This is a genomic window from Pseudomonas sp. RC2C2 (assembly GCF_018390435.1).
GTDB classification, from domain to species: Bacteria; Pseudomonadota; Gammaproteobacteria; order Pseudomonadales; family Pseudomonadaceae; genus Aquipseudomonas; species Aquipseudomonas donghuensis.
On the sequence record NZ_JAHBAX010000001.1, the window covers coordinates 2,984,559 to 3,008,672 of the forward strand.

Consider the following 24,114-nt stretch of genomic DNA (forward strand, 5'->3'; position numbering starts at 1 on the left):
TTCGATCGAAAGATCGACAGCGGTGAAAAAGGCAGTTGACAGCGGTTTGAAACGCTGTAGAATTCGCCTCCCGCTGACGAGAGATCGCAGCGAGTCAAGCAGTTGAATTTGAACGAAAAACTTCAAAATAAACGCTTGACAGGCTCTGAGGGAAGCGTAGAATGCGCGCCTCGGTTGAGGCGAAAAGCTCTTAACCAACCGCTCTTTAACAACTGAATCAAGCAATTCGTGTGGGTGCTTGTGAGTTCAGACTGATAGTCAAAAAGATTATCAGCATCACAAGTGGCTACACGAAAAATCGAAAGATTTGAAAGTAAGTCATTTGAGATTGCTGAGCCAAGTTTAGGGTTTTCTCAAAACCCAAGCAGTATTGAACTGAAGAGTTTGATCATGGCTCAGATTGAACGCTGGCGGCAGGCCTAACACATGCAAGTCGAGCGGATGAGAAGAGCTTGCTCTTCGATTCAGCGGCGGACGGGTGAGTAATACCTAGGAATCTGCCTGGTAGTGGGGGACAACGTTTCGAAAGGAACGCTAATACCGCATACGTCCTACGGGAGAAAGCAGGGGACCTTCGGGCCTTGCGCTATCAGATGAGCCTAGGTCGGATTAGCTAGTTGGTGAGGTAATGGCTCACCAAGGCGACGATCCGTAACTGGTCTGAGAGGATGATCAGTCACACTGGAACTGAGACACGGTCCAGACTCCTACGGGAGGCAGCAGTGGGGAATATTGGACAATGGGCGAAAGCCTGATCCAGCCATGCCGCGTGTGTGAAGAAGGTCTTCGGATTGTAAAGCACTTTAAGTTGGGAGGAAGGGTACTTACCTAATACGTGAGTATTTTGACGTTACCGACAGAATAAGCACCGGCTAACTCTGTGCCAGCAGCCGCGGTAATACAGAGGGTGCAAGCGTTAATCGGAATTACTGGGCGTAAAGCGCGCGTAGGTGGTTCGTTAAGTTGGATGTGAAATCCCCGGGCTCAACCTGGGAACTGCATCCAAAACTGGCGAGCTAGAGTAGGGCAGAGGGTGGTGGAATTTCCTGTGTAGCGGTGAAATGCGTAGATATAGGAAGGAACACCAGTGGCGAAGGCGACCACCTGGGCTCATACTGACACTGAGGTGCGAAAGCGTGGGGAGCAAACAGGATTAGATACCCTGGTAGTCCACGCCGTAAACGATGTCAACTAGCCGTTGGAATCCTTGAGATTTTAGTGGCGCAGCTAACGCATTAAGTTGACCGCCTGGGGAGTACGGCCGCAAGGTTAAAACTCAAATGAATTGACGGGGGCCCGCACAAGCGGTGGAGCATGTGGTTTAATTCGAAGCAACGCGAAGAACCTTACCAGGCCTTGACATGCAGAGAACTTTCCAGAGATGGATTGGTGCCTTCGGGAACTCTGACACAGGTGCTGCATGGCTGTCGTCAGCTCGTGTCGTGAGATGTTGGGTTAAGTCCCGTAACGAGCGCAACCCTTGTCCTTAGTTACCAGCACGTTATGGTGGGCACTCTAAGGAGACTGCCGGTGACAAACCGGAGGAAGGTGGGGATGACGTCAAGTCATCATGGCCCTTACGGCCTGGGCTACACACGTGCTACAATGGTCGGTACAGAGGGTTGCCAAGCCGCGAGGTGGAGCTAATCTCACAAAACCGATCGTAGTCCGGATCGCAGTCTGCAACTCGACTGCGTGAAGTCGGAATCGCTAGTAATCGCGAATCAGAATGTCGCGGTGAATACGTTCCCGGGCCTTGTACACACCGCCCGTCACACCATGGGAGTGGGTTGCACCAGAAGTAGCTAGTCTAACCTTCGGGAGGACGGTTACCACGGTGTGATTCATGACTGGGGTGAAGTCGTAACAAGGTAGCCGTAGGGGAACCTGCGGCTGGATCACCTCCTTAATCGACAGACATCAGCTGTCTTATAAGCTCCCACACGAATTGCTTGATTCATTGAAGAAGACGATATCGGTAACAGCTCTTAACTGGGTCTGTAGCTCAGTTGGTTAGAGCGCACCCCTGATAAGGGTGAGGTCGGCAGTTCGAATCTGCCCAGACCCACCAGTTTCTTGTTGGGGCCATAGCTCAGCTGGGAGAGCGCCTGCCTTGCACGCAGGAGGTCAGCGGTTCGATCCCGCTTGGCTCCACCACCTTACGTCAAAGCTTAGAAATGAATATTCGCATCGAATATTGATTTCTGAACTTTTTCAGAATCGTTCTTTAAAAATTTGGGTATGTGATAGAAAGATAGACTGGACAGCACTTTCACTGGTGTGTGTTCAGGCTAAGGTAAAATTTGTGAGTGATTACAAATTTTCGGCGAATGTTGTCTTCACAGTATAACCAGATTGCTTGGGGTTATATGGTCAAGTGAAGAAGCGCATACGGTGGATGCCTTGGCAGTCAGAGGCGATGAAAGACGTGGTAGCCTGCGATAAGCTTCGGGGAGTCGGCAAACAGACTTTGATCCGGAGATCTCTGAATGGGGGAACCCACTCAGCATAAGCTGAGTATCTTGTACTGAATACATAGGTGCAAGAGGCGAACCAGGGGAACTGAAACATCTAAGTACCCTGAGGAAAAGAAATCAACCGAGATTCCCTTAGTAGTGGCGAGCGAACGGGGACTAGCCCTTAAGTGGCTTTGAGATTAGCGGAACGCTCTGGAAAGTGCGGCCATAGTGGGTGATAGCCCTGTACGCGAAAATCTCTTAGTCATGAAATCGAGTAGGACGGAGCACGAGAAACTTTGTCTGAATATGGGGGGACCATCCTCCAAGGCTAAATACTACTGACTGACCGATAGTGAACCAGTACCGTGAGGGAAAGGCGAAAAGAACCCCGGAGAGGGGAGTGAAATAGAACCTGAAACCGTATGCGTACAAGCAGTGGGAGCCTACTTGTTAGGTGACTGCGTACCTTTTGTATAATGGGTCAGCGACTTATATTCAGTGGCGAGCTTAACCGAATAGGGGAGGCGTAGCGAAAGCGAGTCTTAATAGGGCGTTTAGTCGCTGGGTATAGACCCGAAACCGGGCGATCTATCCATGGGCAGGTTGAAGGTTAGGTAACACTGACTGGAGGACCGAACCGACTACCGTTGAAAAGTTAGCGGATGACCTGTGGATCGGAGTGAAAGGCTAATCAAGCTCGGAGATAGCTGGTTCTCCTCGAAAGCTATTTAGGTAGCGCCTCATGTATCACTGTAGGGGGTAGAGCACTGTTTCGGCTAGGGGGTCATCCCGACTTACCAAACCGATGCAAACTCCGAATACCTACAAGTGCCGAGCATGGGAGACACACGGCGGGTGCTAACGTCCGTCGTGAAAAGGGAAACAACCCAGACCGTCAGCTAAGGTCCCAAAGTTATGGTTAAGTGGGAAACGATGTGGGAAGGCTTAGACAGCTAGGAGGTTGGCTTAGAAGCAGCCACCCTTTAAAGAAAGCGTAATAGCTCACTAGTCGAGTCGGCCTGCGCGGAAGATGTAACGGGGCTCAAACCATACACCGAAGCTACGGGTATCACTTAGGTGATGCGGTAGAGGAGCGTTCTGTAAGCCTGTGAAGGTGAGTTGAGAAGCTTGCTGGAGGTATCAGAAGTGCGAATGCTGACATGAGTAACGACAATGGGAGTGAAAAACTCCCACGCCGAAAGACCAAGGTTTCCTGCGCAACGTTAATCGACGCAGGGTTAGTCGGTCCCTAAGGCGAGGCTGAAAAGCGTAGTCGATGGAAAACAGGTTAATATTCCTGTACTTCTAGTTATTGCGATGGAGGGACGGAGAAGGCTAGGCCAGCTTGGCGTTGGTTGTCCAAGTTTAAGGTGGTAGGCTGAGATCTTAGGTAAATCCGGGATCTTAAGGCCGAGAGCTGATGACGAGTTGCCTTTAGGCGACGAAGTGGTTGATGCCATGCTTCCAAGAAAAGCTTCTAAGCTTCAGATAACTAGGAACCGTACCCCAAACCGACACAGGTGGTTGGGTAGAGAATACCAAGGCGCTTGAGAGAACTCGGGTGAAGGAACTAGGCAAAATGGCACCGTAACTTCGGGAGAAGGTGCGCCGGTGAGGGTGAAGGACTTGCTCCGTAAGCCCATGCCGGTCGAAGATACCAGGCCGCTGCGACTGTTTATTAAAAACACAGCACTCTGCAAACACGAAAGTGGACGTATAGGGTGTGACGCCTGCCCGGTGCCGGAAGGTTAATTGATGGGGTTAGCTAACGCGAAGCTCTTGATCGAAGCCCCGGTAAACGGCGGCCGTAACTATAACGGTCCTAAGGTAGCGAAATTCCTTGTCGGGTAAGTTCCGACCTGCACGAATGGCGTAACGATGGCGGCGCTGTCTCCACCCGAGACTCAGTGAAATTGAAATCGCTGTGAAGATGCAGTGTATCCGCGGCTAGACGGAAAGACCCCGTGAACCTTTACTATAGCTTTGCACTGGACTTTGAATTTGCTTGTGTAGGATAGGTGGGAGGCTTTGAAGCGTGGACGCCAGTTCGCGTGGAGCCATCCTTGAAATACCACCCTGGCAACTTTGAGGTTCTAACTCAGGTCCGTTATCCGGATCGAGGACAGTGTATGGTGGGTAGTTTGACTGGGGCGGTCTCCTCCTAAAGAGTAACGGAGGAGTACGAAGGTGCGCTCAGACCGGTCGGAAATCGGTCGTAGAGTATAAAGGCAAAAGCGCGCTTGACTGCGAGACAGACACGTCGAGCAGGTACGAAAGTAGGTCTTAGTGATCCGGTGGTTCTGTATGGAAGGGCCATCGCTCAACGGATAAAAGGTACTCCGGGGATAACAGGCTGATACCGCCCAAGAGTTCATATCGACGGCGGTGTTTGGCACCTCGATGTCGGCTCATCACATCCTGGGGCTGAAGCCGGTCCCAAGGGTATGGCTGTTCGCCATTTAAAGTGGTACGCGAGCTGGGTTTAGAACGTCGTGAGACAGTTCGGTCCCTATCTGCCGTGGACGTTTGAGATTTGAGAGGGGCTGCTCCTAGTACGAGAGGACCGGAGTGGACGAACCTCTGGTGTTCCGGTTGTCACGCCAGTGGCATTGCCGGGTAGCTATGTTCGGAAGAGATAACCGCTGAAAGCATCTAAGCGGGAAACTTGCCTCAAGATGAGATCTCACTGGAGCCTTGAGCTCCCTGAAGGGCCGTCGAAGACTACGACGTTGATAGGTTGGGTGTGTAAGCGCTGTGAGGCGTTGAGCTAACCAATACTAATTGCCCGTGAGGCTTGACCATATAACACCCAAGCAATTTGCGTCGAATGACCAGATTGCGGTGTTGTGAAGACTGCAAAGCCGAGAATTTGTAACTCACAAAACATCACATACCCGATTCGCTGGAGTGTCTGACAAGACCTTCTGGCAACAGAATTTCTTGACGACCATAGAGCATTGGAACCACCTGATCCCATCCCGAACTCAGCAGTGAAACGATGCATCGCCGATGGTAGTGTGGGGTTTCCCCATGTGAGAGTAGGTCATCGTCAAGATTAAATTCCGAAACCCCTATCTGCGTACGCAGGTAGGGGTTTTGTCTTTCTGGCTGTTGCACAACACAGTCAGGCTCCCCGAGCATGATAAGGTTTCCCCCTGCCCGCACAGCCTCAAGGATGCCCAATGCCGCACGCAAACCCACTCATACCAGGTTTCATGGTGGTTCACGGCAACCGCCTGGATGAACTGCGCAGCCTGGTGGTGAGCTGGATGCGGCGTTACCCGCTGGCACCGTTGGAAAACGAAATCGCCCTGGTGCAAAGCAACGGCATCGCCCAGTGGCTGAAGCTGGCCTTGGCCGAAGACCCTCAAGACGACGATCAAGGCGGCTGCGGTATCGCCGCCGCAGTCGAGGTGCAGCTGCCCGGCAGTTTCATGTGGCAGCTGTACCGCAAGGTGCTGGGCCGCGAAGAAATCCCCGAGGTATCGCTGCTCGACAAGGCGCCGCTGACCTGGCGTTTGATGCGCCTGCTGCCGGAGGTCATCGACAAACCGCACTTCGAGCCCTTGCAGCGCTTTCTCACCGACGACAACGACCTGCGCAAGCGCTACCAGTTGGCCGAACGCCTGGCCGACCTGTTCGACCAATATCAGGTGTATCGTGCCGACTGGCTCAAGGACTGGGCAGCCGGTCGCCATGTGCTCAATACCGCCCGTGGCGAATCAAAACCACTGCCGCCCGCCAACTGCTGGCAGGCCGAATTGTGGCGCGCCTTGCTGCTGGATGTCGGAGAAGAGGGCGTGGCCCAGAGCCGCGCCGGTGTCCATCAACGCTTCATCGAGCGCATCAACAGCCTGGAGCAGGCACCGCCTGGCTTACCGTCACGGGTTATCGTTTTCGGCATTTCCTCGCTGCCCGCCCAGGCGCTGGAAGCGCTGGCCGGCCTGGCTCGTTTCAGCCAGGTGCTGCTCTGCGTGCACAACCCCTGCCGTCATCACTGGGCCGACATCGTTGCCGACAAGGACCTGCTACGTCATCAATACAAGCGCCAGCAGCGCAAGCAGGGCATGCCCAGCCTGATCGACGCCGAAACCCTGCACCAGCACGCTCATCCCTTGTTGGCCGCCTGGGGCAAGCAGGGCCGCGACTACATCAACCTGCTCGACAGCTATGACGACCCTGGCAGTTATCGCGCAGCCTTCAGCGACGGGCGCATCGACCTGTTCAGCGACAACGAGCCCAAGAGCCTGCTCAACCAGTTGCAGGACGACATTCTTGAATTGCGTCCGCTGGCTGAAACCCGCGAGCGTTGGCCAGACGTCGACCCAGGCAAAGATCGCTCGGTACGTTTCCATGTCGGCCACAGCCCGCAGCGTGAAGTGGAAATCCTCCACGACCAGTTGCTCGCCCGTTTCAGTGCCGACCCGACGCTGCGCCCCCGTGACATCATCGTCATGCTCCCGGACATCAATACCTATGCGCCGCACATCCGCGCCGTGTTCGGCCAGCTGGACCGCAACGACCCACGCTTCATCCCCTTCACCCTGACCGACCAGGGCCAGCGTGGCCGCGACCCGCTGCTGATTGCCCTGGAACACCTGCTGAAGTTGCCCGACAGCCGTTTCGCGGTCAGCGAGATCCTCGACCTGCTGGATGTGCCCGCCTTGCGTGCGCGCTTCGCCATCAAGGAAAGCGACCTGCCAACCCTGCACCGCTGGATCGAAGGCGCCGGTATCCGCTGGGGGCTGAACGCCGAGCAACGCGCCGGCCTCGGCTTGCCGGCAAACCTCGAACAGAACAGTTGGCGATTCGGCTTGCGACGCATGCTGCTGGGGTACGCCGTCGGTGTCGGTGAAGGGTGTGATGGTATCGAGCCATTCGATGAAATCGGCGGCCTGGATGCTGCCTTGATCGGCCCGCTGGTGGCCTTGCTCGACGCTCTGGAAATCGCCCACGAACAACTGTCTCAAGCGGCAACGGCGGCCGAGTGGGGTGAGCGCCTGCATGCCTTGCTGCAAGTGTTCTTCTTCGCAGAAACCGAGCATGACGACTATCTGCTGGTGCAACTGCAGACCTTGCGTGAAACCTGGTTGCAGACCTGTGAATCAGTCGGCCTGCAAGACTTGCTGCCGCTCACCGTGGTGCGTGAAGCCTGGTTGGCCGGGCTCGACCAGGGCCGCTTGTCCCAGCGCTTTCTTGCCGGTTCAGTGAACTTCTGCACCCTGATGCCGATGCGCGCAATCCCGTTCAAGGTGGTCTGCCTGTTGGGCATGAACGATGGCGACTATCCTCGTGCGCAACCGCCGCTGGACTTCGACCTGATGGGCAGTGACTACCGTCCGGGTGATCGTTCGCGGCGTGAGGACGACCGTTACCTGTTGCTCGAAGCGCTGCTTTCGGCCCGTGACCAGCTGTACGTCAGCTGGGTCGGGCGCAGCATCCGCGACAACAGCGAACGCCCGGCCTCGGTGCTGATCGGCCAGTTGCGCGACCACCTGGCTGGCGGTTGGCGTCTGGCCGGCGCTGCCGCTGGCGGCAAGCTCAATGCCGGTGAGCAGTTGCTGCATGCCCTGACCGTGGAGCATCCATTGCAGCCCTTCAGTGCGCGCTACTTCCACAAAGGCAGCGGCCTGTTCAGTTATGCCCGCGAGTGGCGCACGCTGCATCTGCCTGACGAACAACAGCTCAAGCCAGAGGATGAGCTGCCGCCGTACAGCAGCGATGAACCGCTGACCCTGACCTTGCTGCAGGATTTTCTCCGCAATCCGCTTCGGCACTTTTTCAGCCAACGCTTGAAAGTGTTCTTCGAGTCGGTGGAAGCGCCGTTGGCCGATGAAGAGCCGTTTGTGCTCGATGCCCTGCAGCGCTACAGCCTGAGCGAAAGCCTGCTGGCCGCAGCCCTGGCCGACCCGCAAGACAGCGAGCGGGCACTGACCACCCAGGCCCGGCGTTTGCAGGGCTACGGGTTGTTGCCGCTAGCAGGCTTCGGAGATTGCCTGCAGGCCGAACTGATCGAGCCGTTGCCCGGCGTGCTGCAGCGTTATCAACAGTTGCTGCAGCAATGGCCGATGCCTGTGGACAACGCCCTGCCAATCCGTTTCGAGTACCGCCAGCTCAAGCTCGAAGGTTGGTTGGGCCGGGTCTATCAGCGTGAAGATGATTCGCTGCTGAGCATCACGACCTTGCCCAACGGCATCAGCAATGGCCGCACCCTCAAATGGCACCGTCTGACGCCGACCTGGGTCATACACCTGGCGGCCTGTGCGGTTGGCCTGAAGCTGCATAGCGCGGTGGTCGCCACCGACATCACCCTATTGCTCGCGCCCCTGGAGCAGGCCCGCGCCGCCGAGCTGCTGGGTGATCTGTTGCTGGCCCGCCAGGCCGGTATGAATGCGCCCCTGCCGGTAGCCGTCAAGACCGCCTTTGCCTGGCTGGCCCAGAGCGATCCAGACAAGGCCCTGGCCGCGGCGACCAAGGCTTACGACGGCGATGGCCAGAATACCTTTGGCGAGCGCAGCGAAAGCACCGCGCTGGCCCGGCAGTTCAGCGATTTCGCGGCACTCAGTGCCAGTGAAGAGTTCGAAGGCTGGTGCGAAGCCCTGTACCGCCCGATGTTCGAAGCGCCCTGGCAGACGCTGGGCAAAGAGGAGAGCGCTCGATGAGCCTTGCTGTTGCCCCAGCCCCCCTGGCCCTGACCTTTCCCCTGCACGGCAGTCAGCTGATCGAAGCCAGCGCCGGGACCGGCAAGACCTTCACCATCTCGGCGCTGTACCTGCGCCTGGTGCTTGGTCATGGCGGCGAGCAGGGCTTTGGCCGCGAGCTGTTGCCACCCCAGATCCTGGTGGTGACCTTCACCGACGCCGCTACCAAGGAACTGCGGGAGCGTATCCGCACCCGCCTGGCAGAAGCCGCGCGCTACTTCCGTGGTGAATTGAGCGAAGCCGATCCCTTGCTCCAGCAACTGCGCGATGACTATCAGCCGTCGCTGCGGGCCGCCTGTGCCAACCGCCTGGACGTGGCCGCGCAGTGGATGGACGAAGCCGCGGTATCGACCATCCACAGTTGGTGCCAGCGCATGCTGCGCGAGCATGCCTTCGACAGCGGCAGCCTGTTTACCCAGACCCTGGAAACCGACCATAGCGACCTGCTGGGCCAGGTCATGCGTGATTACTGGCGACGCTTCTGCTACAGCATGCAGGGCGATGCGCTGGCCTGGGTACGCAGCCATTGGGTCAGCCCTGAAACCTTGCTGCCCCGGGTGCGCGCGCTGTTCGGGCGCCAGCACATCGACAGCAATGAAGAAGAGCCGCAGGCGCTGATCGACGCGGTGCTGGAGCAACGCGCTGAATTGCTGCGCACACTCAAGGCGCCCTGGGCGCAATGGTCCGGCGAGTTGCTGCAGATCTGTCGTGAGGGCCTGGCCGCCAAGCAGGTCGACGGGCGCAAGATGCAGGCGCGCTACTTCGAGCCCTGGTGTGAAAAGCTCAAGGCCTGGGCCGAGGACGATCAGGCGTTGGAGCTGGACCTGGGTACCGGCTTCAGTCGCTTTACCCGCGCCGGCATGGCTGAAGCCTGGAAGGGCGAAGCGCCAAGTCACCCGGCATTGCAGGCAATGGAAGGTTTGCGTGATCAGCTCCAGGGGCTGCCCACTCCCGATGCCTGTCTGCTCGAACATGCCGCCGCCTGGGTTGGCGCACGCTTCGAACAGGAGAAACGCCGCCGCGCCGAGATGGGTTTCGACGACATGCTCCTGCGCCTCGACCATGCGCTGCATGGCGATGCTGGCGAGCGCCTGGCCGGGCTGATCCGCGAGCAGTTCCCGGTGGCACTGATCGATGAATTCCAGGACACCGACCCGGTGCAGTACCGGATCTTCCAGCGCATCTACCGGATTGAAGAGAACGTTCGCGACACCGGCCTGTTCCTGATCGGCGACCCCAAGCAGGCGATCTATGCCTTCCGCGGCGCCGACATCTTCACCTACCTGGGGGCACGACGGGCCACGGCCGGGCGCCTGCACAGCCTCGATACCAACTACCGCTCAAGCCAGGCCATGGTCACGGCGGTCAACCATGTGTTCATGCAGGCCGAAGTGCGCGAGCAGGGGCGTGGCGCCTTCCTGTTTCGCGACGGCAGCGACAACCCGGTGCCATTTCTCGAGGTCAAGGCCAAGGGCCGTAGCGAGCAGTTGCAGGTCGATGGCTCGCCGGTACCCGCACTGAATCTCTGGCAACTGAGCAGTGAAGAGCCGGTGTCCGGCGCCGTTTATCGCCAGCAACTGGCCGCCAGCTGCGCCAGTCAGATCGTCGCCCTGCTCAATGGCGGGCAGCAGGGGCGCAGTGGTTTCGTTCAGGCTGATCAGCCACTGCGCGGCTGCCTGCCGTCGGACATCGCCATTCTGGTACGCGATGGCCGCGAGGCGCAGTTGATCCGAGCCGAGCTCGCGGCTCGCGATGTACGCAGCGTGTACCTGTCGGACAAAGACTCGGTGTTCGCCGCCCAGGAGGCCCATGACCTGCTGGCCTGGCTCAAGGCCTGCGCCGAGCCGGACGCCGAGCGCCTGCTCAAGGCCGCGCTGGCGAGCATCACCCTCAACTTGCCGCTTAGCGCCCTGGCACAATTGAACCAGGATGAGCGGGTCTGGGAGCGCTGGGTCATGCAGTTCCGCCAGTACCGGCTGATCTGGCGCAGCCAGGGGGTGTTGCCGATGCTGCGGCGCCTGCTGCACGACTTCGACCTGCCGCAGGTGTTGATCGCCCGCAGCGATGGCGAGCGGGTGCTGACCAACCTGCTGCACCTGGCCGAGCTGCTGCAACAGGCGGCTACCGAGCTCGATGGTGAGCAGGCGTTGATTCGTCATCTGGGCGAACACCTGGCCAGTTCCGGGCAGGCCGGCGAGGAGCAGATCCTGCGCCTGGAAAGCGATGAGCAACTGGTCAAGGTGGTGACCATCCACAAGTCCAAGGGCCTGGAGTATCCCTTGGTGTTCCTGCCCTTCATCTGCACCAGCAAGCCGGTGGATGGCTCGCGCTTGCCACTGGCCTGGCACGACAGCGAAGGCCAGGCACACCTGACCCTGACCCCGGATGCCGACCAGATCGCCCTGGCCGACGATGAGCGCCTGGCCGAGGACTTGCGCCTGCTGTACGTGGCACTGACCCGCGCCCAGCATGCCTGCTGGCTTGGTGTCGCCGACCTTAAGCGTGGTACCGGCAAGACCTCGACCTTGCACCGTTCGGCCCTGGGTTACCTGTTGGGCGGCGGCAGCGCCTTGCCAGCCTCGACCCAGTTGGGCGATTGGCTGCAGGCTTTGCAATCCGTTTGCCCATCCATCGCCAGCATCGCTTTGCCAGTGCCCGATGAACAGGCCTACAGCGCCCCACGCAACCAGACCGAACTGCTGCCCGCACGCCAGCCCAAACGCCGGGCTGCGGAAAACTGGTGGATCGCTTCCTACAGCGCCTTGCGTATCGGCGAAGAGGCCATGACCCTGGCGGCCGACAGCTCCCAGGCGCAACAACTGCTTGATGACGAGCGGCCCGATCTGCAGCAGTTGCGTGAAGTCATGCCCGGCAGCGGTGATATTCATCGCTTCCCCCGTGGGCCGAACCCCGGCACCTTCCTCCACGGCCTGCTCGAATGGGCCGGGCATGAAGGTTTCGCCCAGGTCAGCGCTGCCCCCGAGCAATTGACCCGCACCGTTGGCCAGCGCTGCAACCGCCGCGACTGGACCGGCTGGATCCCGACCCTCAGCAAATGGTTGCAGCAATTGCTCGAGCAACCCATGGCCCTGGCGCCCGACAGTTCGCCGTTGTCCTTGAGCCAGTTGGACCAGTACCAGATTGAAATGGAGTTCTGGTTTGCCAGCCACAAGGTCGATGTCGGCAGGCTCGATCAACTGGTGTGCGAATACACCCATCAGGGCGTCGCACGCCTGGCCGCGCAACCGGCGCTGCTCAATGGCATGTTCAAGGGCTTTATCGACCTGGCCTTCGAACATGACGGCCGCTACTACGTGGCGGACTACAAATCCAACTGGCTCGGCCCTGATGACCAGGCCTACAGCGAACTGGCCATGGAAGGGGCAATCCTCAGCCACCGCTACGACCTGCAGTACGTGCTCTACCTGTTGGCCCTGCACCGCCAGTTGCGCGCACGGCTACCCGGTTATGACTACGACCGGCATGTCGGCGGCGCGCTGTTCATCTTCCTGCGCGGTGTCGATTCGGCATCCCGCGGCCTGTATTTCGCCAAGCCACCGCGTGAGCTGATCGAGCAGCTCGACGCCCTGTTCCGCGGTGTCAGCACCCCGCAACAACACGACCTGTTTCTCGGAGACGCACCATGAGCCGTAGCCTCGACGACCTGTTGCCGACGCCGCTGGATGCCCGCCACCTGGCGGAGCTGGAGCCGTTGGGCAAGAGCGCCGACCTGCTTGCCTTGCTTGATCGCTGGGTCGAACGGGGCTGGCTGCGTGCGCTGGATCGTGCCTTTGTGAGTTTTCTCGGCGAGCGCGACCCGTGCGGCGAACCCCTGGTGTTGCTGGCGGCGGCCCTGGCCAGCCATCAACTGGGCCATGGCCATGTGTGCCTGGACCTGGGCGAAACCCTGGCCGAGCCGGATTTCGCCCTGTCGCTGCCGCCCGAAGGCGATGCCCTGGCCGGGCCGTTGCTGTTGCCATCGCAACTGCTTGAGCGCCTGGCGCTCGACACCTGGCTGCAGCAACTGAGCCGCAGTCGCCTGGTGGCCCATGGCGGCAGCGATGAAGACAGCGCGCGCCCGCTGGTGCTCAACGGCCAGCGCCTGTACCTGCGCCGTTACTGGGCCTACGAGCGGCGGATCGACAACGCCTTGCGCGAGCGCCTGCAGCAGGTCGAGCCAACCCCGGTGGACCTTTGCGCGCGGTTGGCGCAACTGTTCGACGGCGGTGCGCCCACTGGCCAGGTGGATTGGCAAAAGCTCGCTTGCGCCCTGGCTACGCGCAGCGCTTTCAGCATTATCACCGGCGGGCCGGGCACCGGCAAAACCACCACGGTGGTGCGTTTGCTGGCTTTGCTGCAAGCGCCCGCCGTCGAGGCCGGCCGCCCGCTGCGCATCCGCCTGGCAGCGCCGACCGGCAAGGCCGCCGCGCGCCTGACCGAATCCATCGGCCAGCAGGTCGAGCGCCTGGCGGTGGCCGCCGAGGTTCGTGAGAACATTCCCACCGACGTCTCCACCGTCCACCGCCTGCTCGGCAGTCGCCCGGGCTCGCGGCATTTCCGTCACCATGCCGGTAACCCGCTGCCGCTGGATGTGCTGGTGGTCGACGAAGCCTCGATGATTGACCTGGAGATGATGGCCAACCTGCTTGGCGCCTTGCCACCTCACGCACGCCTGGTGCTGTTGGGCGACAAGGACCAGCTGGCCTCGGTGGAGGCCGGTGCGGTATTGGGTGACCTGTGCCGCGATGCCGAAGCCGGGCGCTATAGCCCCGAGACGCAGGCCTGGCTGGAGCAGGTCAGTGGCGAAGCCCTGGCCGCCAGCGAGCTGCTGGCTGGCAGCGCCGGGCAGTATCCCCTGGCGCAGCAAGTGGTGATGTTGCGCTACTCGCGGCGCTTCGGCGAAGGCAGTGGCATCGGCCAGCTGGCGCGCCTGGTCAACCGCCAGGATGCCGAACAGGCACGGGCCCTGCTCAACCAGAAGCAGGACGATGTGTTTGCCCTGAGCCTGCGCGGCGAGCAGGATCGCAACTTCGATCGCCTGCTGCTCGAAGGCCTGGGCCGCGGCAACGCCGGGCCCCAGGGCTATCGCAGCTACCTGCAGACCCTCCGCCAGCAGCGCCCGCCACTCGGCACGCCGGTGGAGGATCCGCGTTGGGAGACCTGGGCCATGCAGGTGCTGCAAGGCTTCGAGACCTTCCAGTTGCTCTGCGCCGTGCGCAAGGGGCCCTGGGGTGTCGAGGGCCTGAACCAGCGGGTTGGCCGGGTACTCGGCGCCGCCGGGCTGATCGACAGTGAACAGCCCTGGTATGAAGGCCGTCCGGTGCTGATGACCCGCAACGACTACGGTCTGGGCCTGATGAATGGCGATATCGGCATCGCCTTGCGCCTGCCGGACGAGCAGCATGACGGGCAGCACGTGCTGCGCGTGGCTTTCGCCCGCAACGACGGGCACGGCGGTGTGCGTTTCGTCCTGCCCAGCCGTCTCAACGAAGTCGAAACGGTATTCGCCATGACCGTGCACAAGTCCCAGGGCTCGGAGTTCACCCATACTGCGCTGGTGCTGCCGGACGCCCTGAACCCGGTGTTGACCAAGGAGTTGATCTACACCGGTATCACCCGGGCCAAGACCTGCTTCAGTTTGATCGAGCCGCGCCAGGGCGTGTTCGAGGACGCGGTGCGGCGCAAGGTCAAACGGATCTCCGGGCTGATGCTGGAGCAGGTATAACCACGGCGATTCGGCCTTTTACCGGATCATCGGCGGGCTGCTGCCTCGCTGGAAAATCGGCCTCTGTGCTATCGTTGCGGCATCATCCTGCATGGTCTTAAGAGATTTCCTTCATGAATCTGGCCGCCCCGACATCGGGACGCGTGAGGAGCCTGACGCGTTCGCTGCTGACCGCATTGTTGTTGCTGTTCGCGTCGCAGGCCGGTGCCGAGGCTGGATCCACTTCGAACTTGGCCGAGCAGCGGGCCAAGGCCGTCACCCAGGTGGTGCTGGGTATCCTCAGCTATGCACGCTGGCCGGTTGAACCGGTGCAACTGCGCTTGTGCCTGATCGGCCCGACCGAATACGCCGACGACCTGGTCAAGGGCACTACCCAGGCCACCGGCCGCCCGGTACAGGTGCGCCGCTTGCTGGCCGACGACCCGCGTATTGCCAATGAATGCGATGCGATTTATATCGGCAAGCTCAGCCAGGACGAACGCGCCCGGCTGTTCACTGCAGTGAGCGGCCATCCGGTCCTGAGCATGAGCGAAGCCGACGACCCGTGCACGGTCGGCAGCCTGTTCTGCCTGCGGGTCAGCGACCGCCAGGTGGCCTTTGACGTCAACCTCGACTCGGTGGCGCGCAGCGGCGTGCGCATTCACCCCAGTGTGCTGCAGCTATCGCGGCGACGGGCGGCGCAACCATGATTGGCTTTGGCAAGGGGCGCGAGCGCCCGACCCTGCGTGCCGTCCTCGGACGCCGCCACCTGAGCGTCGCGCTGCTGGCGGTCGGCCTGGCCGGCGTTTCCCTGACCGTGCTCGGCGTATTGGCCTTGCGCGTGTACGCCAATCACAACCTGCACCTGATTGCCCGTTCGATCAACTACACCGTGGAAGCGGCGGTGGTGTTCAACGATGCCGGTGCGGCCAACGAGGCGCTGGCACTGATCGCCACCACTGAAGAGGTGGCCGATGCCAAGGTTTTCGATGATGGCGGTGTACTGTTGGCCCGCTGGCAGCGCAGTGAGAGCGGCTTTCTGGCGCAGACCGAGCAAGTGATTGCCCGCAGCCTGCTGGAAGAACCGATCATCTTGCCGGTGCTGCACCAGGGCCAGCAGGTCGGGCACATTGAACTGGTGGGCCAGGGCGGTAGCCTGGTGCGCTTCCTGCTCAGTGGCCTGGCCGGCATCCTCCTGTGCACGGCACTCAGTGCTTTTAGCGCCCTCTATCTGTCGCGGCGGATGTTTGGCGATATTGTCGGGCCTCTGCGCAGTCTGGCCAATGTCGCTCATGCCGCGCGCCGTGAACGTAGCTTCGACCGCCGCGTGCCAGCGGCGCAGATTGCCGAGCTCAATGAACTGGGCAATGACTTCAACGCCCTGCTTGACGAACTGGAGTCCTGGCAAAGCCACCTGCAAAGCGAAAATGAAAGCCTTGCCCACCAGGCCAGCCATGACAGCCTTACCGGTCTGCCGAACCGGGCGTTTTTCGAGGGCCGCCTGAGCCGCACCCTGCGCAATGCCGACAAGCACCAGGAGCATCTGGCACTGTTGTTTCTCGACAGTGATAACTTCAAGGAGGTCAACGACAGTTTTGGCCATGCTGCGGGCGATGAAGTGCTGATCAGCGTAGCCATGCGGGTGCGCGCGCAACTGCGCGAAAATGACCTGGTTGCCCGTCTGGGTGGGGACGAGTTCGCGGTGCTGCTGGCGCCGCTGCACACGCGCGAAGATGCCTTGCGCATTGCCGAGAAGATTGCCGCCAGCATGAAGTTGCCGATCCGCCTGAGCGAAGGGCGGAGCATCATTACCTCGCTGAGTATCGGCATCGCCTATTTCCCCGATGACGGCCGCAGCCCGTCAGATCTGCTCAATGCCGCCGATGCGGCGATGTATCAGGCCAAGCGCAACCTGCGCGGGCAGGGGCAAATGGCAGAGACGGAGCGCTCTGCCCATCACGTAAAAAACAGGAGCTGAACCGTGATTCACCTGAGCCAACGTCTACGTTTTCACGTTATCTGCCTGGTCCTGGCGCTGTTCGCCCTGGGCGGTTGCCAGAGCGTGCCGCCCAAGGGCCTCACTGCCGAACAGATTGCCTTGCTCAAGCAAGAGGGCTTCCAGCTCACCGATGAAGGCTGGGAGTTCGGCCTGTCGAGCAAAGTGCTGTTCGGCAGCGATGTCGACACCCTCAACGCCCAGAGCCGGAGCATTGTCGAGCGCATTGGCAAGTCGCTGCTGTCGGTGAACATCCAGAGCGTGCGCGTCGATGGCCACACCGATGCTTCGGGCCGCGCCGCTTACAACGAGCAGTTGTCCACGCGCCGGGCACAGAGCGTGGCCAAGGTGCTGATTGCGATTGGCATGCGTGCCGAGAACGTCGAAACCCGTGGCCTGGGCAGCAGCGAGCCAGTGGCCAGCAACGACACCCGCGCCGGACGCCTGGAAAACCGCCGGGTGTCGATCGTGGTCGCCTCCGACTGAATCAGTCGGCAAAGCTCATCGTGCGCGACTCGCCCATCAGCAGCGGGGTGTTGCGCTCGGTGACATTGCGGATGTAATCCCATAGCAGGGTAATCCGCTTCAGTTTCCTCAAGTCTTCGCGGCAGTACATCCAGAACTGCCGGGTAATCGCCACCTCCTCCGGCAGAATCGCCACCAGGCGCGGATCCTGCGCGGCCAGAAAACACGGCAGGATCGCCAGGCCGCGCCCCTGCTGGGCCGCGACGTACTGGGCGATCACGCTGGTGCTGCGCAGGTTGGCGCTGGCGGCCGGGATCAGGTTGGCCAGGTACAGAAGCTCGGAGCTGAAGGCCAGGTCGTCGACATAGCTGATGAACTGATGCCGGGCCAGGTCGCTGCTGCGGGTGATCGGCTCGTGGCTGTCCAGGTATTCCTGGGTCGCGTACAGGCGCAGGCGGTAGTCGCACAGCTTGCAGCATACGTACGGCCCATGTTCCGGGCGCTCCAGGGCGATGACGATGTCGGCCTCGCGCTTGGACAGGCTGATGAAGTGCGGCAGCGGCAGGATGTCCACCGAGATCGCCGGGTAGGCGTCGACGAAATGGCTCAGTTGCGGGGTGACAAAGAAGCTGCCGAAGCCCTCGGTGCAGCCCATGCGCACATGCCCCGACAGCGCCACGCCGGAGCCCGACACCTGTTCGCAGGCCATGTGCAGGGTGCTCTCGATCGACTCGGCATAGCTGAGCAGGCGCTGGCCCTCGGCGGTAAGGACAAAGCCGTTGGTTCGTGATTTTTCGAATAGCAGGGTGCCCAGTGCCACCTCCAGCGAACTGATCCGCCGCGACACGGTGGTGTAGTCGACACCCAGTCGTTTGGCCGCGCTGCTGGCCTTGCGGGTGCGCGCCACTTCGAGAAAGAACTTCAGGTCATCCCAGTTCAACGACCCCAGGGAAGTGATGTTTTTTTGCATGTTGGTCCGGCTTTTATGTGCGTTCTTATTAGATGTTTGCACATCTATACTCCAAAAAAGCCCTGGACCCAAGCGCCCGCTGTGGCTGACCCGGCGGCGTCGATCTCTCCCTAACAACAATTTCAGGAGAACGCACATGAACGCATCCCTTACTTCCGGCCAGACCAAGGTCGAGCAGGTCAAGCTGCTGATCGATGGCCAATGGGTCGAATCGAAAACCAGCGAATGGCGTGATGTGGTCAACCCGGCCACTCAACAAGTGCTGGCCCGTGTACCCTTTGCCACCGCCGAAGAAGTCGACGCCGCGATTGCCGCCGGCCAGCGTGCGTTCAAGACCTGGCGCGACACCCCGATCGGCGCGCGCATGCGCATCATGCTCAAGCTGCAGGCGCTGATCCGTGAACACTCCAAGCGCATTGCCGTGGTCCTCAGCGCCGAACAGGGCAAGACCATCGCCGACGCTGAAGGCGATATTTTCCGCGGCCTGGAAGTGGTCGAGCATGCCAGCAGCATCGGCAGCCTGCAGATGGGCGAATTCGCCGAAAACGTCGCCGGTGGCGTCGATACCTATACCCTGCGCCAGCCGATCGGCGTTTGCGCCGGTATCACCCCGTTCAACTTCCCGGCGATGATCCCGCTGTGGATGTTCCCGATGGCCATCGTCTGCGGCAACACCTTCGTGCTCAAACCGTCCGAGCAGGACCCGCTGTCGACCATGATGCTGGTGGAGCTGGCAATCGAAGCCGGTGTGCCGGCCGGCGTGCTCAACGTCGTCCATGGTGGCAAGCAGGTGGTCGATGCCCTGTGCACCCACAGCGATATCAAGGCCATCTCGTTCGTGGGTTCCACCGAAGTCGGCACCCACGTCTACAACCTGGCGAGCCAGCACGGCAAGCGTGTGCAGTCGATGATGGGGGCCAAGAACCACGCAGTGGTGCTGCCGGACGCCAACCGCACGCAAACCCTCAACGCCCTGGTCGGTGCCGGTTTCGGGGCGGCCGGTCAGCGCTGCATGGCCACCTCGGTGGCGGTGCTGGTGGGCAAGGCCCGCGAGTGGCTGCCGGAGCTCAAGGAGCTGGCCTCCAAGCTCAAGGTCAACGCCGGTAGCGAGCCGGGCACCGATGTCGGCCCGCTGATTTCCAAGCGCGCCAAGGAGCGGGTGCTGGGCCTGATCGAAAACGGCATCAAGGAAGGCGCCACGCTTGAGCTCGATGGCCGCGAGGTCAGCGTGCCGGGCTACGAGCAAGGCAACTTCGTCGGCCCGACCCTGTTCTCCGGGGTGACCACCGACATGCAGATCTACACCCAGGAAATCTTCGGCCCGGTACTGGTGGTGCTGGAAGTCGACACCCTCGACGAAGCCATCGCCCTGGTCAACCGCAACCCCTTCGGCAACGGCACCGGCCTGTTCACCCAGAGCGGCGCGGCGGCGCGCAAGTTCCAGACCGAGATCGACGTCGGCCAGGTCGGCATCAACATCCCGATTCCGGTGCCGGTACCGTTCTTCAGCTTCACCGGCTCGCGCGGCTCCAAGCTCGGCGATCTGGGCCCGTACGGCAAACAGGTGGTGCAGTTCTACACTCAGACCAAGACCGTCACCAGCCGCTGGTTCGATGATGACAGCGTCAACGATGGCGTGAACACTACCATCAGCCTGCGCTAAGGAGTTCATCATGCGTATCGCATTCATCGGCCTGGGCAACATGGGCGCGCCCATGGCCCGTAACCTGATCAAGGCCGGGCATCAGCTGAACCTGTTCGACCTGAACAAGACCGTGCTGGCTGAACTTGCCGAGCTCGGCGGACAGATCAGCAGCTCGCCGCGTGACGCCGCGCAGCAGAGCGAGCTGGTGATCACCATGCTGCCAGCTGCTGCCCACGTGCGCGGTGTGTACCTCAACGAAGACGGTGTGCTGGCCGGTGTCAAGGCCGGTACCCCGGTGGTCGACTGCAGCACCATCGACCCGCAGACGGCCCGCGATGTAGCGGCTGCTGCGGCCAAGCAGGGCGTCGACCTGGCCGACGCACCGGTGTCCGGTGGGACTGGCGGCGCCGCAGCCGGCACCCTGACCTTCATGGTTGGCGCCAGCGACGCACTGTTCGCCACCCTGCAGCCGGTGCTGGCGCAGATGGGCCGCAACATCGTCCACTGCGGCGATGTCGGCACCGGGCAAATCGCCAAGATCTGCAACAACCTGCTGCTGGGCATCTCCATGATCGGCGTGTCCGAGGCCATGGCCCTGGGTAACGCGCTGGGGATCGACACCAAGGTACTGGCCGGGATCATCAACAGCTCAACCGGCCGTTGCTGGAGCTCGGACACCTACAACCCGTGGCCAGGCATCATCGAAACGGCCCCGGCATCGCGTGGCTATACCGGTGGCTTCGGTGCCGAGCTGATGCTCAAGGACCTGGGGCTGGCCACCGAGGCGGCACGCCAGGCGCACCAGCCGGTGATTCTTGGCGCGGTGGCCCAACAGCTGTACCAGGCCATGAGTCTGCGTGGCGAGGGTGGCAAGGATTTCTCGGCGATTGTCGAAGGTTATCGCAAGCCCGAGTAAAAAGAGCATCGCCAGCAAGGCTGGCCCCCACAGGTACTGCGCACACCTAATTCTGTGGGAGCTGGCCTTGCCAGCGATGGGCTGCCAAGGCAGCCCCTGCTGTCAGGCAAAAACGAAATACTTGCGCACCGTCTCCACCACCTCCCAGGTGCCTTTCATCCCAGGTTCGATGACGAACACGTCACCGGCCCGCAGATGCACCGGTTGTTCACCTTCCGGGGTGATCACGCAATAGCCATCCAGAAAGTGACAGTACTCCCACTTCTCGTAATTGACCTGGAAGGTGCCCGGCGTGCAGATCCAGGTGCCCATGATCTTGCTGCCATCGGACGACACATAGGCGTTGAGGTTGACGGTGTGCGGGTCGCCGCCGATGCGTTGCCACTTGGTCGCATCCAGCACGGGGGTAGGGCAGGTCTCGCGCAGCACGGTGATGAAATCGGACATTCCAGGCTCCAGAGGGTTGCTCAAAGGTCTGTCACCATAGGGGCGATTGGCTCTCGGCATATGTCTGGTCTCGACCTTTGGGTGTCTGGGAGCGCAAACCTGTGCTTATCGGTCGAGGTTGTCGCCAAAGCTGCGGATCACCTCCAGTAGCGCCTTGACCCGCTGCGCTAGCGTGCCGGCCGGGTACACCGCGTGCATTTGCGGGCTGTCGCCGTTGCTGGCGGTCAGCCGGTACTCGGGGCACACCCGCTGCAGGCGCCCGGCCTGTACCTCGGGTTCGGCCAGCCAGTCAGCCAGGCGGGCGATGCCGACACCGGCCAGGGCGGCCTGGAATACGGCCACTCCTGAGCTGAAGCGAAACCTTGGATGCACCCGCAGGCTGACGGCCTGATCGGCGCTGCGAAACTGCCACTCCTTGAGAATCCGTGGCGCGGTATGCAGGATCAATGCGTGTGTTTCCAGCGCCTCGATCGATTCGGGTGCGCCATGCCGTTGCAGGTAAGCGGGGCTGGCATACAGTGAGCGAGAATAACGCCACAGCGGATAACCGATCAGTTCGCTGTCCCGGGCGAAGGCGCCGCGAATCGAGAAGTCCAGTTTGCTTTTACCCGGGTCGATCGGCTCGTCGCTGAAGATCACATCGACGTTCACCTGTGGATAGCGCTCACCATACTGCGCAATCAATCCGGGCAATACCTGGGCCAGCGATTCCGGGGCGGAAAACCGCACCCATCCGGACGCCAGGCCGCTGAGCCCGGCCAGCTCTTCGTCGGCCTCGCGTTGCAGATCGAGCATTTTCTCGGCGTAGGGCAACAGGCGCTCCCCAGCCTCGGTCAGGCTCACGGCGTTGGCCGAGCGATTCAACAGCTTGGCCCCGGCGCTTTGCTCCAGGGCTTGCACGGCACGGGTCACCGCACTGGGCGAGCGCCCCAGGGCACGCGCCGCAGCGACGAAACTGCGCTTGCGGGCAACCATCGCCAAGGCTTCCAGCTCTGCCAGCATATTCAGGGCCATGCACTACCTCGTTGCAGTTTTCGCAATATGGCATTGCAACACAAAAGCCGCACGTTGGTTAACCTTGGCGCGTCCATCCATCATCGTCAGAGCCTGAATCCATGGTCGATCTCGTCATTCTTTGCGTGTTTGCCTTTGCCGCCGGCCTGATCGATGCCGCGGTGGGCGGTGGCGGGCTGATCCAGATCCCGGCGCTGTTCAACGTCCTGCCAGCCTCGCCACCGGCGGCCCTGCTGGGCACCAACAAGGTTGCTTCGGCATGCGGTACGGCGTTTGCCGCACGCTCGTTCGTGCGCAAGGTGGTGATCGACTGGAGCCTGGTGATCCCGGCGGCCTGTGCGGCCTTTGCCATGGCCTTCGTCGGCGCGGCGACGGTGTCGCTGGTGCCGCAATCGCTGATGCGCCCGGCGGTGCTGGTGCTGATCGTACTGATGGCGATCTACACCTTCTGGAAAAAGGACTTCGGCGCCCTGCACAAGCCGATGCGCATCGGCACCCGCGAGAAACTGCTGGCGATCGTCATCGGCGGTGCCATCGGTTTCTATGATGGCCTGTTCGGGCCGGGCACCGGCAGCTTTCTGATCTTCCTGTTCATTCGCTGCTTCGCGTTCGACTTCCTCCATGCGTCGGCGTCGGCAAAGCTGGTGAACATCGCCACCAACGTCGCCGCGCTGATGTTCTTCATCCCCACCGGCAACGTGCTCTACCTGATCGCCATTCCCATGGCCGCCTTCAACATCCTCGGCGCGCTGACCGGTACCTGGCTGGCGGTGCGCAAGGGCGTGCCGTTTGTTCGCGCGCTGTTTCTGGTGTTGCTGCTGATCCTGATCGGCAAGCTGTCCTACGACCTGTTGCTGTAACGGTCACACCCACCAGTAGCGCACGAAGTGGAAGAACACCGGTGCGGCGAAGCACACCGAGTCCATGCGGTCGAGCATGCCGCCGTGGCCTTCGATCATATGGCCCCAGTCCTTCACGCCGCGGTCGCGCTTGATGGCCGACATCACCAGGCCGCCGGCAAAGCCCATGAGGTTGACGGTCAGGGCCATCAGTGCCGCCTGCCAGAAGCTGAACGGGGTGATCCAGCACAAGGTGGCACCGATCAGGGTGGCCAGCGCCACACCACCGACCAGGCCTTCGACGGTCTTTGACGGTGACAGCTTGGGCGCCACCTTGTGCTTGCCGAACAGCTTGCCGCAGACGTACTGCAGCACATCGGAGATCTGCACCACGAGGATCAGCCAGGCGATCAGCAGCAGGTTGCGGCCTTCGTATCCGGGGATCTCCAGGGTCATCAAGGCCGGTACCGAGGACAGGCAGTAGACCGCGATCATCAAGCCCCACTGCACCTTCGAGGCGCGCTCCAAAAAGCGCGTGGTATCGCCGCCGAAGCTGGCCAGGATCGGCAGCAGCAGGAACAGATAGACCGGGATGAAAATGCTGAACAGCCCGTACCAGTCCATGGCAATCAACAGGTACTGCACCGGCAGGGCGACGTAGAAGGCCGCGACCAGTGCCGGGTAGTCGCTGCGCCGGGTCGGCGTCAGCGTCAGGAACTCACGCAGGGCGTAGAACGACACGCAGTAGAACAGCAGGATCACCCCCAGCTTGCCGAACAGGAAGGCCAGGCCGATGACCAGGACCATCACCCACCAGGCGTTGATCCGTGCATTGAGGTTGTCGATGACAGCGTGGGGCGCCGGGCCCGCGCGCCATTTGAGAAGGCGGCCGATCAGGCTGGCGAGCAACAGCAGGCCGCCGATGCCGGCGAACAGCGAAAGGGTGTTGTTGTCCATC

General features: G+C 61.2%; 13 protein-coding genes, 2 tRNA genes and 3 rRNA genes. 14 read left to right on the forward strand and 4 right to left on the reverse strand.

Annotated elements, in window-relative coordinates; genetic code table 11:
- Positions 1-372 precede the first annotated feature (372 nt).
- The 11 genes from KHO53_RS13730 to yfiB all read left to right on the forward strand — a co-directional run bounded on the left by KHO53_RS13730 (position 373) and on the right by yfiB (position 17,346).
- Positions 373-1,909 (forward strand): 16S ribosomal RNA (locus KHO53_RS13730).
- Positions 1,910-1,994: 85 nt separating this feature from the next.
- Positions 1,995-2,071, forward strand: a tRNA-Ile gene (locus KHO53_RS13735).
- 10 nt (positions 2,072-2,081) lie between these two features.
- Positions 2,082-2,157 (forward strand) — tRNA-Ala (locus KHO53_RS13740).
- A gap of 214 nt (positions 2,158-2,371) precedes the next feature.
- Positions 2,372-5,261, forward strand: a 23S ribosomal RNA gene (locus KHO53_RS13745).
- 137 nt (positions 5,262-5,398) lie between these two features.
- Positions 5,399-5,514, forward strand: a 5S ribosomal RNA gene (gene rrf, locus KHO53_RS13750).
- The 16S, 23S and 5S rRNA genes sit together here with 2 tRNA genes alongside, the layout of an rRNA operon.
- Positions 5,515-5,641: 127 nt before the next feature.
- The gene (gene recC / locus KHO53_RS13755; RefSeq protein ID WP_213570409.1) at positions 5,642-9,121 is read left to right on the forward strand and encodes an exodeoxyribonuclease V subunit gamma; all 3,480 of its coding nucleotides are present in this window, start codon (positions 5,642-5,644) and stop codon (positions 9,119-9,121) included.
- Positions 9,118-12,807 carry an exodeoxyribonuclease V subunit beta gene (recB, locus tag KHO53_RS13760; protein WP_213570410.1) on the forward strand — a complete coding sequence of 1,230 codons (3,690 nt, stop codon included), beginning with the start codon at positions 9,118-9,120 and terminating at the stop codon, positions 12,805-12,807. The genes recC and recB overlap by 4 nt, the downstream gene beginning before the upstream one ends.
- Positions 12,804-14,885 carry an exodeoxyribonuclease V subunit alpha gene (gene recD, locus KHO53_RS13765; RefSeq protein WP_213570411.1) on the forward strand — a complete coding sequence of 694 codons (2,082 nt, stop codon included), beginning with the start codon at positions 12,804-12,806 and terminating at the stop codon, positions 14,883-14,885. The genes recB and recD overlap by 4 nt, the downstream gene beginning before the upstream one ends.
- A 113-nt stretch (positions 14,886-14,998) precedes the next feature.
- Positions 14,999-15,574, forward strand: a complete 576-nt coding sequence (yfiR, locus tag KHO53_RS13770; protein ID WP_010226930.1) for a regulatory sequestration protein YfiR — start codon at positions 14,999-15,001, stop codon at positions 15,572-15,574.
- Positions 15,571-16,842, forward strand: coding sequence for a diguanylate cyclase DgcN/YfiN (gene dgcN, locus KHO53_RS13775; protein ID WP_036993730.1), 1,272 nt, complete (start codon positions 15,571-15,573; stop codon positions 16,840-16,842). Before yfiR ends, dgcN begins: the two co-directional genes overlap by 4 nt.
- A gap of 12 nt (positions 16,843-16,854) precedes the next feature.
- On the forward strand, positions 16,855-17,346 hold the full coding sequence (gene yfiB / locus KHO53_RS13780) for an outer membrane lipoprotein YfiB (protein WP_026001547.1): 492 nt from the start codon (positions 16,855-16,857) through the stop codon (positions 17,344-17,346).
- 1 nt (position 17,347) lies between these two features.
- Here the strand turns inward: yfiB and KHO53_RS13785 are convergent, their stop codons facing one another.
- On the reverse strand, positions 17,348-18,295 hold the full coding sequence (locus KHO53_RS13785; RefSeq protein WP_010226925.1) for a LysR family transcriptional regulator: 948 nt from the start codon (positions 18,293-18,295) through the stop codon (positions 17,348-17,350).
- 136 nt (positions 18,296-18,431) lie between these two features.
- Here KHO53_RS13785 and KHO53_RS13790 point away from each other — a divergent pair, with 136 nt between their 5' ends.
- Both KHO53_RS13790 and mmsB read left to right on the forward strand, forming a co-directional pair.
- Entirely contained in the window at positions 18,432-19,958 is a 1,527-nt protein-coding gene (locus KHO53_RS13790; protein WP_036993732.1) for a CoA-acylating methylmalonate-semialdehyde dehydrogenase, read from the forward strand.
- Positions 19,959-19,968: 10 nt separating this feature from the next.
- Positions 19,969-20,856, forward strand: a complete 888-nt coding sequence (gene mmsB / locus KHO53_RS13795) for a 3-hydroxyisobutyrate dehydrogenase (protein ID WP_010226922.1) — start codon at positions 19,969-19,971, stop codon at positions 20,854-20,856.
- A gap of 102 nt (positions 20,857-20,958) precedes the next feature.
- On the opposite strand, the gene KHO53_RS13800 is transcribed toward mmsB, so the two are convergent.
- Complete coding sequence (locus KHO53_RS13800; protein ID WP_036993735.1) at positions 20,959-21,303, reverse strand: cupin domain-containing protein; 345 nt, start codon at positions 21,301-21,303, stop codon at positions 20,959-20,961.
- 105 nt (positions 21,304-21,408) lie between these two features.
- Positions 21,409-22,317, reverse strand: coding sequence for a LysR family transcriptional regulator (locus tag KHO53_RS13805; protein ID WP_036993738.1), 909 nt, complete (start codon positions 22,315-22,317; stop codon positions 21,409-21,411).
- A 101-nt stretch (positions 22,318-22,418) separates the two neighbouring features.
- On the opposite strand from KHO53_RS13805, the gene KHO53_RS13810 reads away from it, so the two are divergent.
- Positions 22,419-23,177 carry a sulfite exporter TauE/SafE family protein gene (locus KHO53_RS13810; RefSeq protein ID WP_010226919.1) on the forward strand — a complete coding sequence of 253 codons (759 nt, stop codon included), beginning with the start codon at positions 22,419-22,421 and terminating at the stop codon, positions 23,175-23,177.
- 3 nt (positions 23,178-23,180) lie between these two features.
- Here the strand turns inward: KHO53_RS13810 and KHO53_RS13815 are convergent, their stop codons facing one another.
- Positions 23,181-24,113, reverse strand: a complete 933-nt coding sequence (locus KHO53_RS13815) for a phosphatidate cytidylyltransferase (protein ID WP_010226917.1) — start codon at positions 24,111-24,113, stop codon at positions 23,181-23,183.
- Between the last annotated feature and the right edge of the window lies 1 nt (position 24,114).

Coding starts and splice junctions, on each gene's coding strand:
- KHO53_RS13785 (WP_010226925.1), bottom strand. CDS start 18,295: ATGCAAAAAAACATCACTTCCCTGGGGTCGTTGAACTGGGATGACCTG.
- mmsB (WP_010226922.1), top strand. CDS start 19,969: ATGCGTATCGCATTCATCGGCCTGGGCAACATGGGCGCGCCCATGGCC.
- dgcN (WP_036993730.1), top strand. CDS start 15,571: ATGATTGGCTTTGGCAAGGGGCGCGAGCGCCCGACCCTGCGTGCCGTC.
- yfiR (WP_010226930.1), top strand. CDS start 14,999: ATGAATCTGGCCGCCCCGACATCGGGACGCGTGAGGAGCCTGACGCGT.
- KHO53_RS13800 (WP_036993735.1), bottom strand. CDS start 21,303: ATGTCCGATTTCATCACCGTGCTGCGCGAGACCTGCCCTACCCCCGTG.
- recD (WP_213570411.1), top strand. CDS start 12,804: ATGAGCCGTAGCCTCGACGACCTGTTGCCGACGCCGCTGGATGCCCGC.
- recB (WP_213570410.1), top strand. CDS start 9,118: ATGAGCCTTGCTGTTGCCCCAGCCCCCCTGGCCCTGACCTTTCCCCTG.
- KHO53_RS13805 (WP_036993738.1), bottom strand. CDS start 22,317: ATGGCCCTGAATATGCTGGCAGAGCTGGAAGCCTTGGCGATGGTTGCC.
- KHO53_RS13815 (WP_010226917.1), bottom strand. CDS start 24,113: ATGGACAACAACACCCTTTCGCTGTTCGCCGGCATCGGCGGCCTGCTG.
- recC (WP_213570409.1), top strand. CDS start 5,642: ATGCCGCACGCAAACCCACTCATACCAGGTTTCATGGTGGTTCACGGC.
- KHO53_RS13810 (WP_010226919.1), top strand. CDS start 22,419: ATGGTCGATCTCGTCATTCTTTGCGTGTTTGCCTTTGCCGCCGGCCTG.
- KHO53_RS13790 (WP_036993732.1), top strand. CDS start 18,432: ATGAACGCATCCCTTACTTCCGGCCAGACCAAGGTCGAGCAGGTCAAG.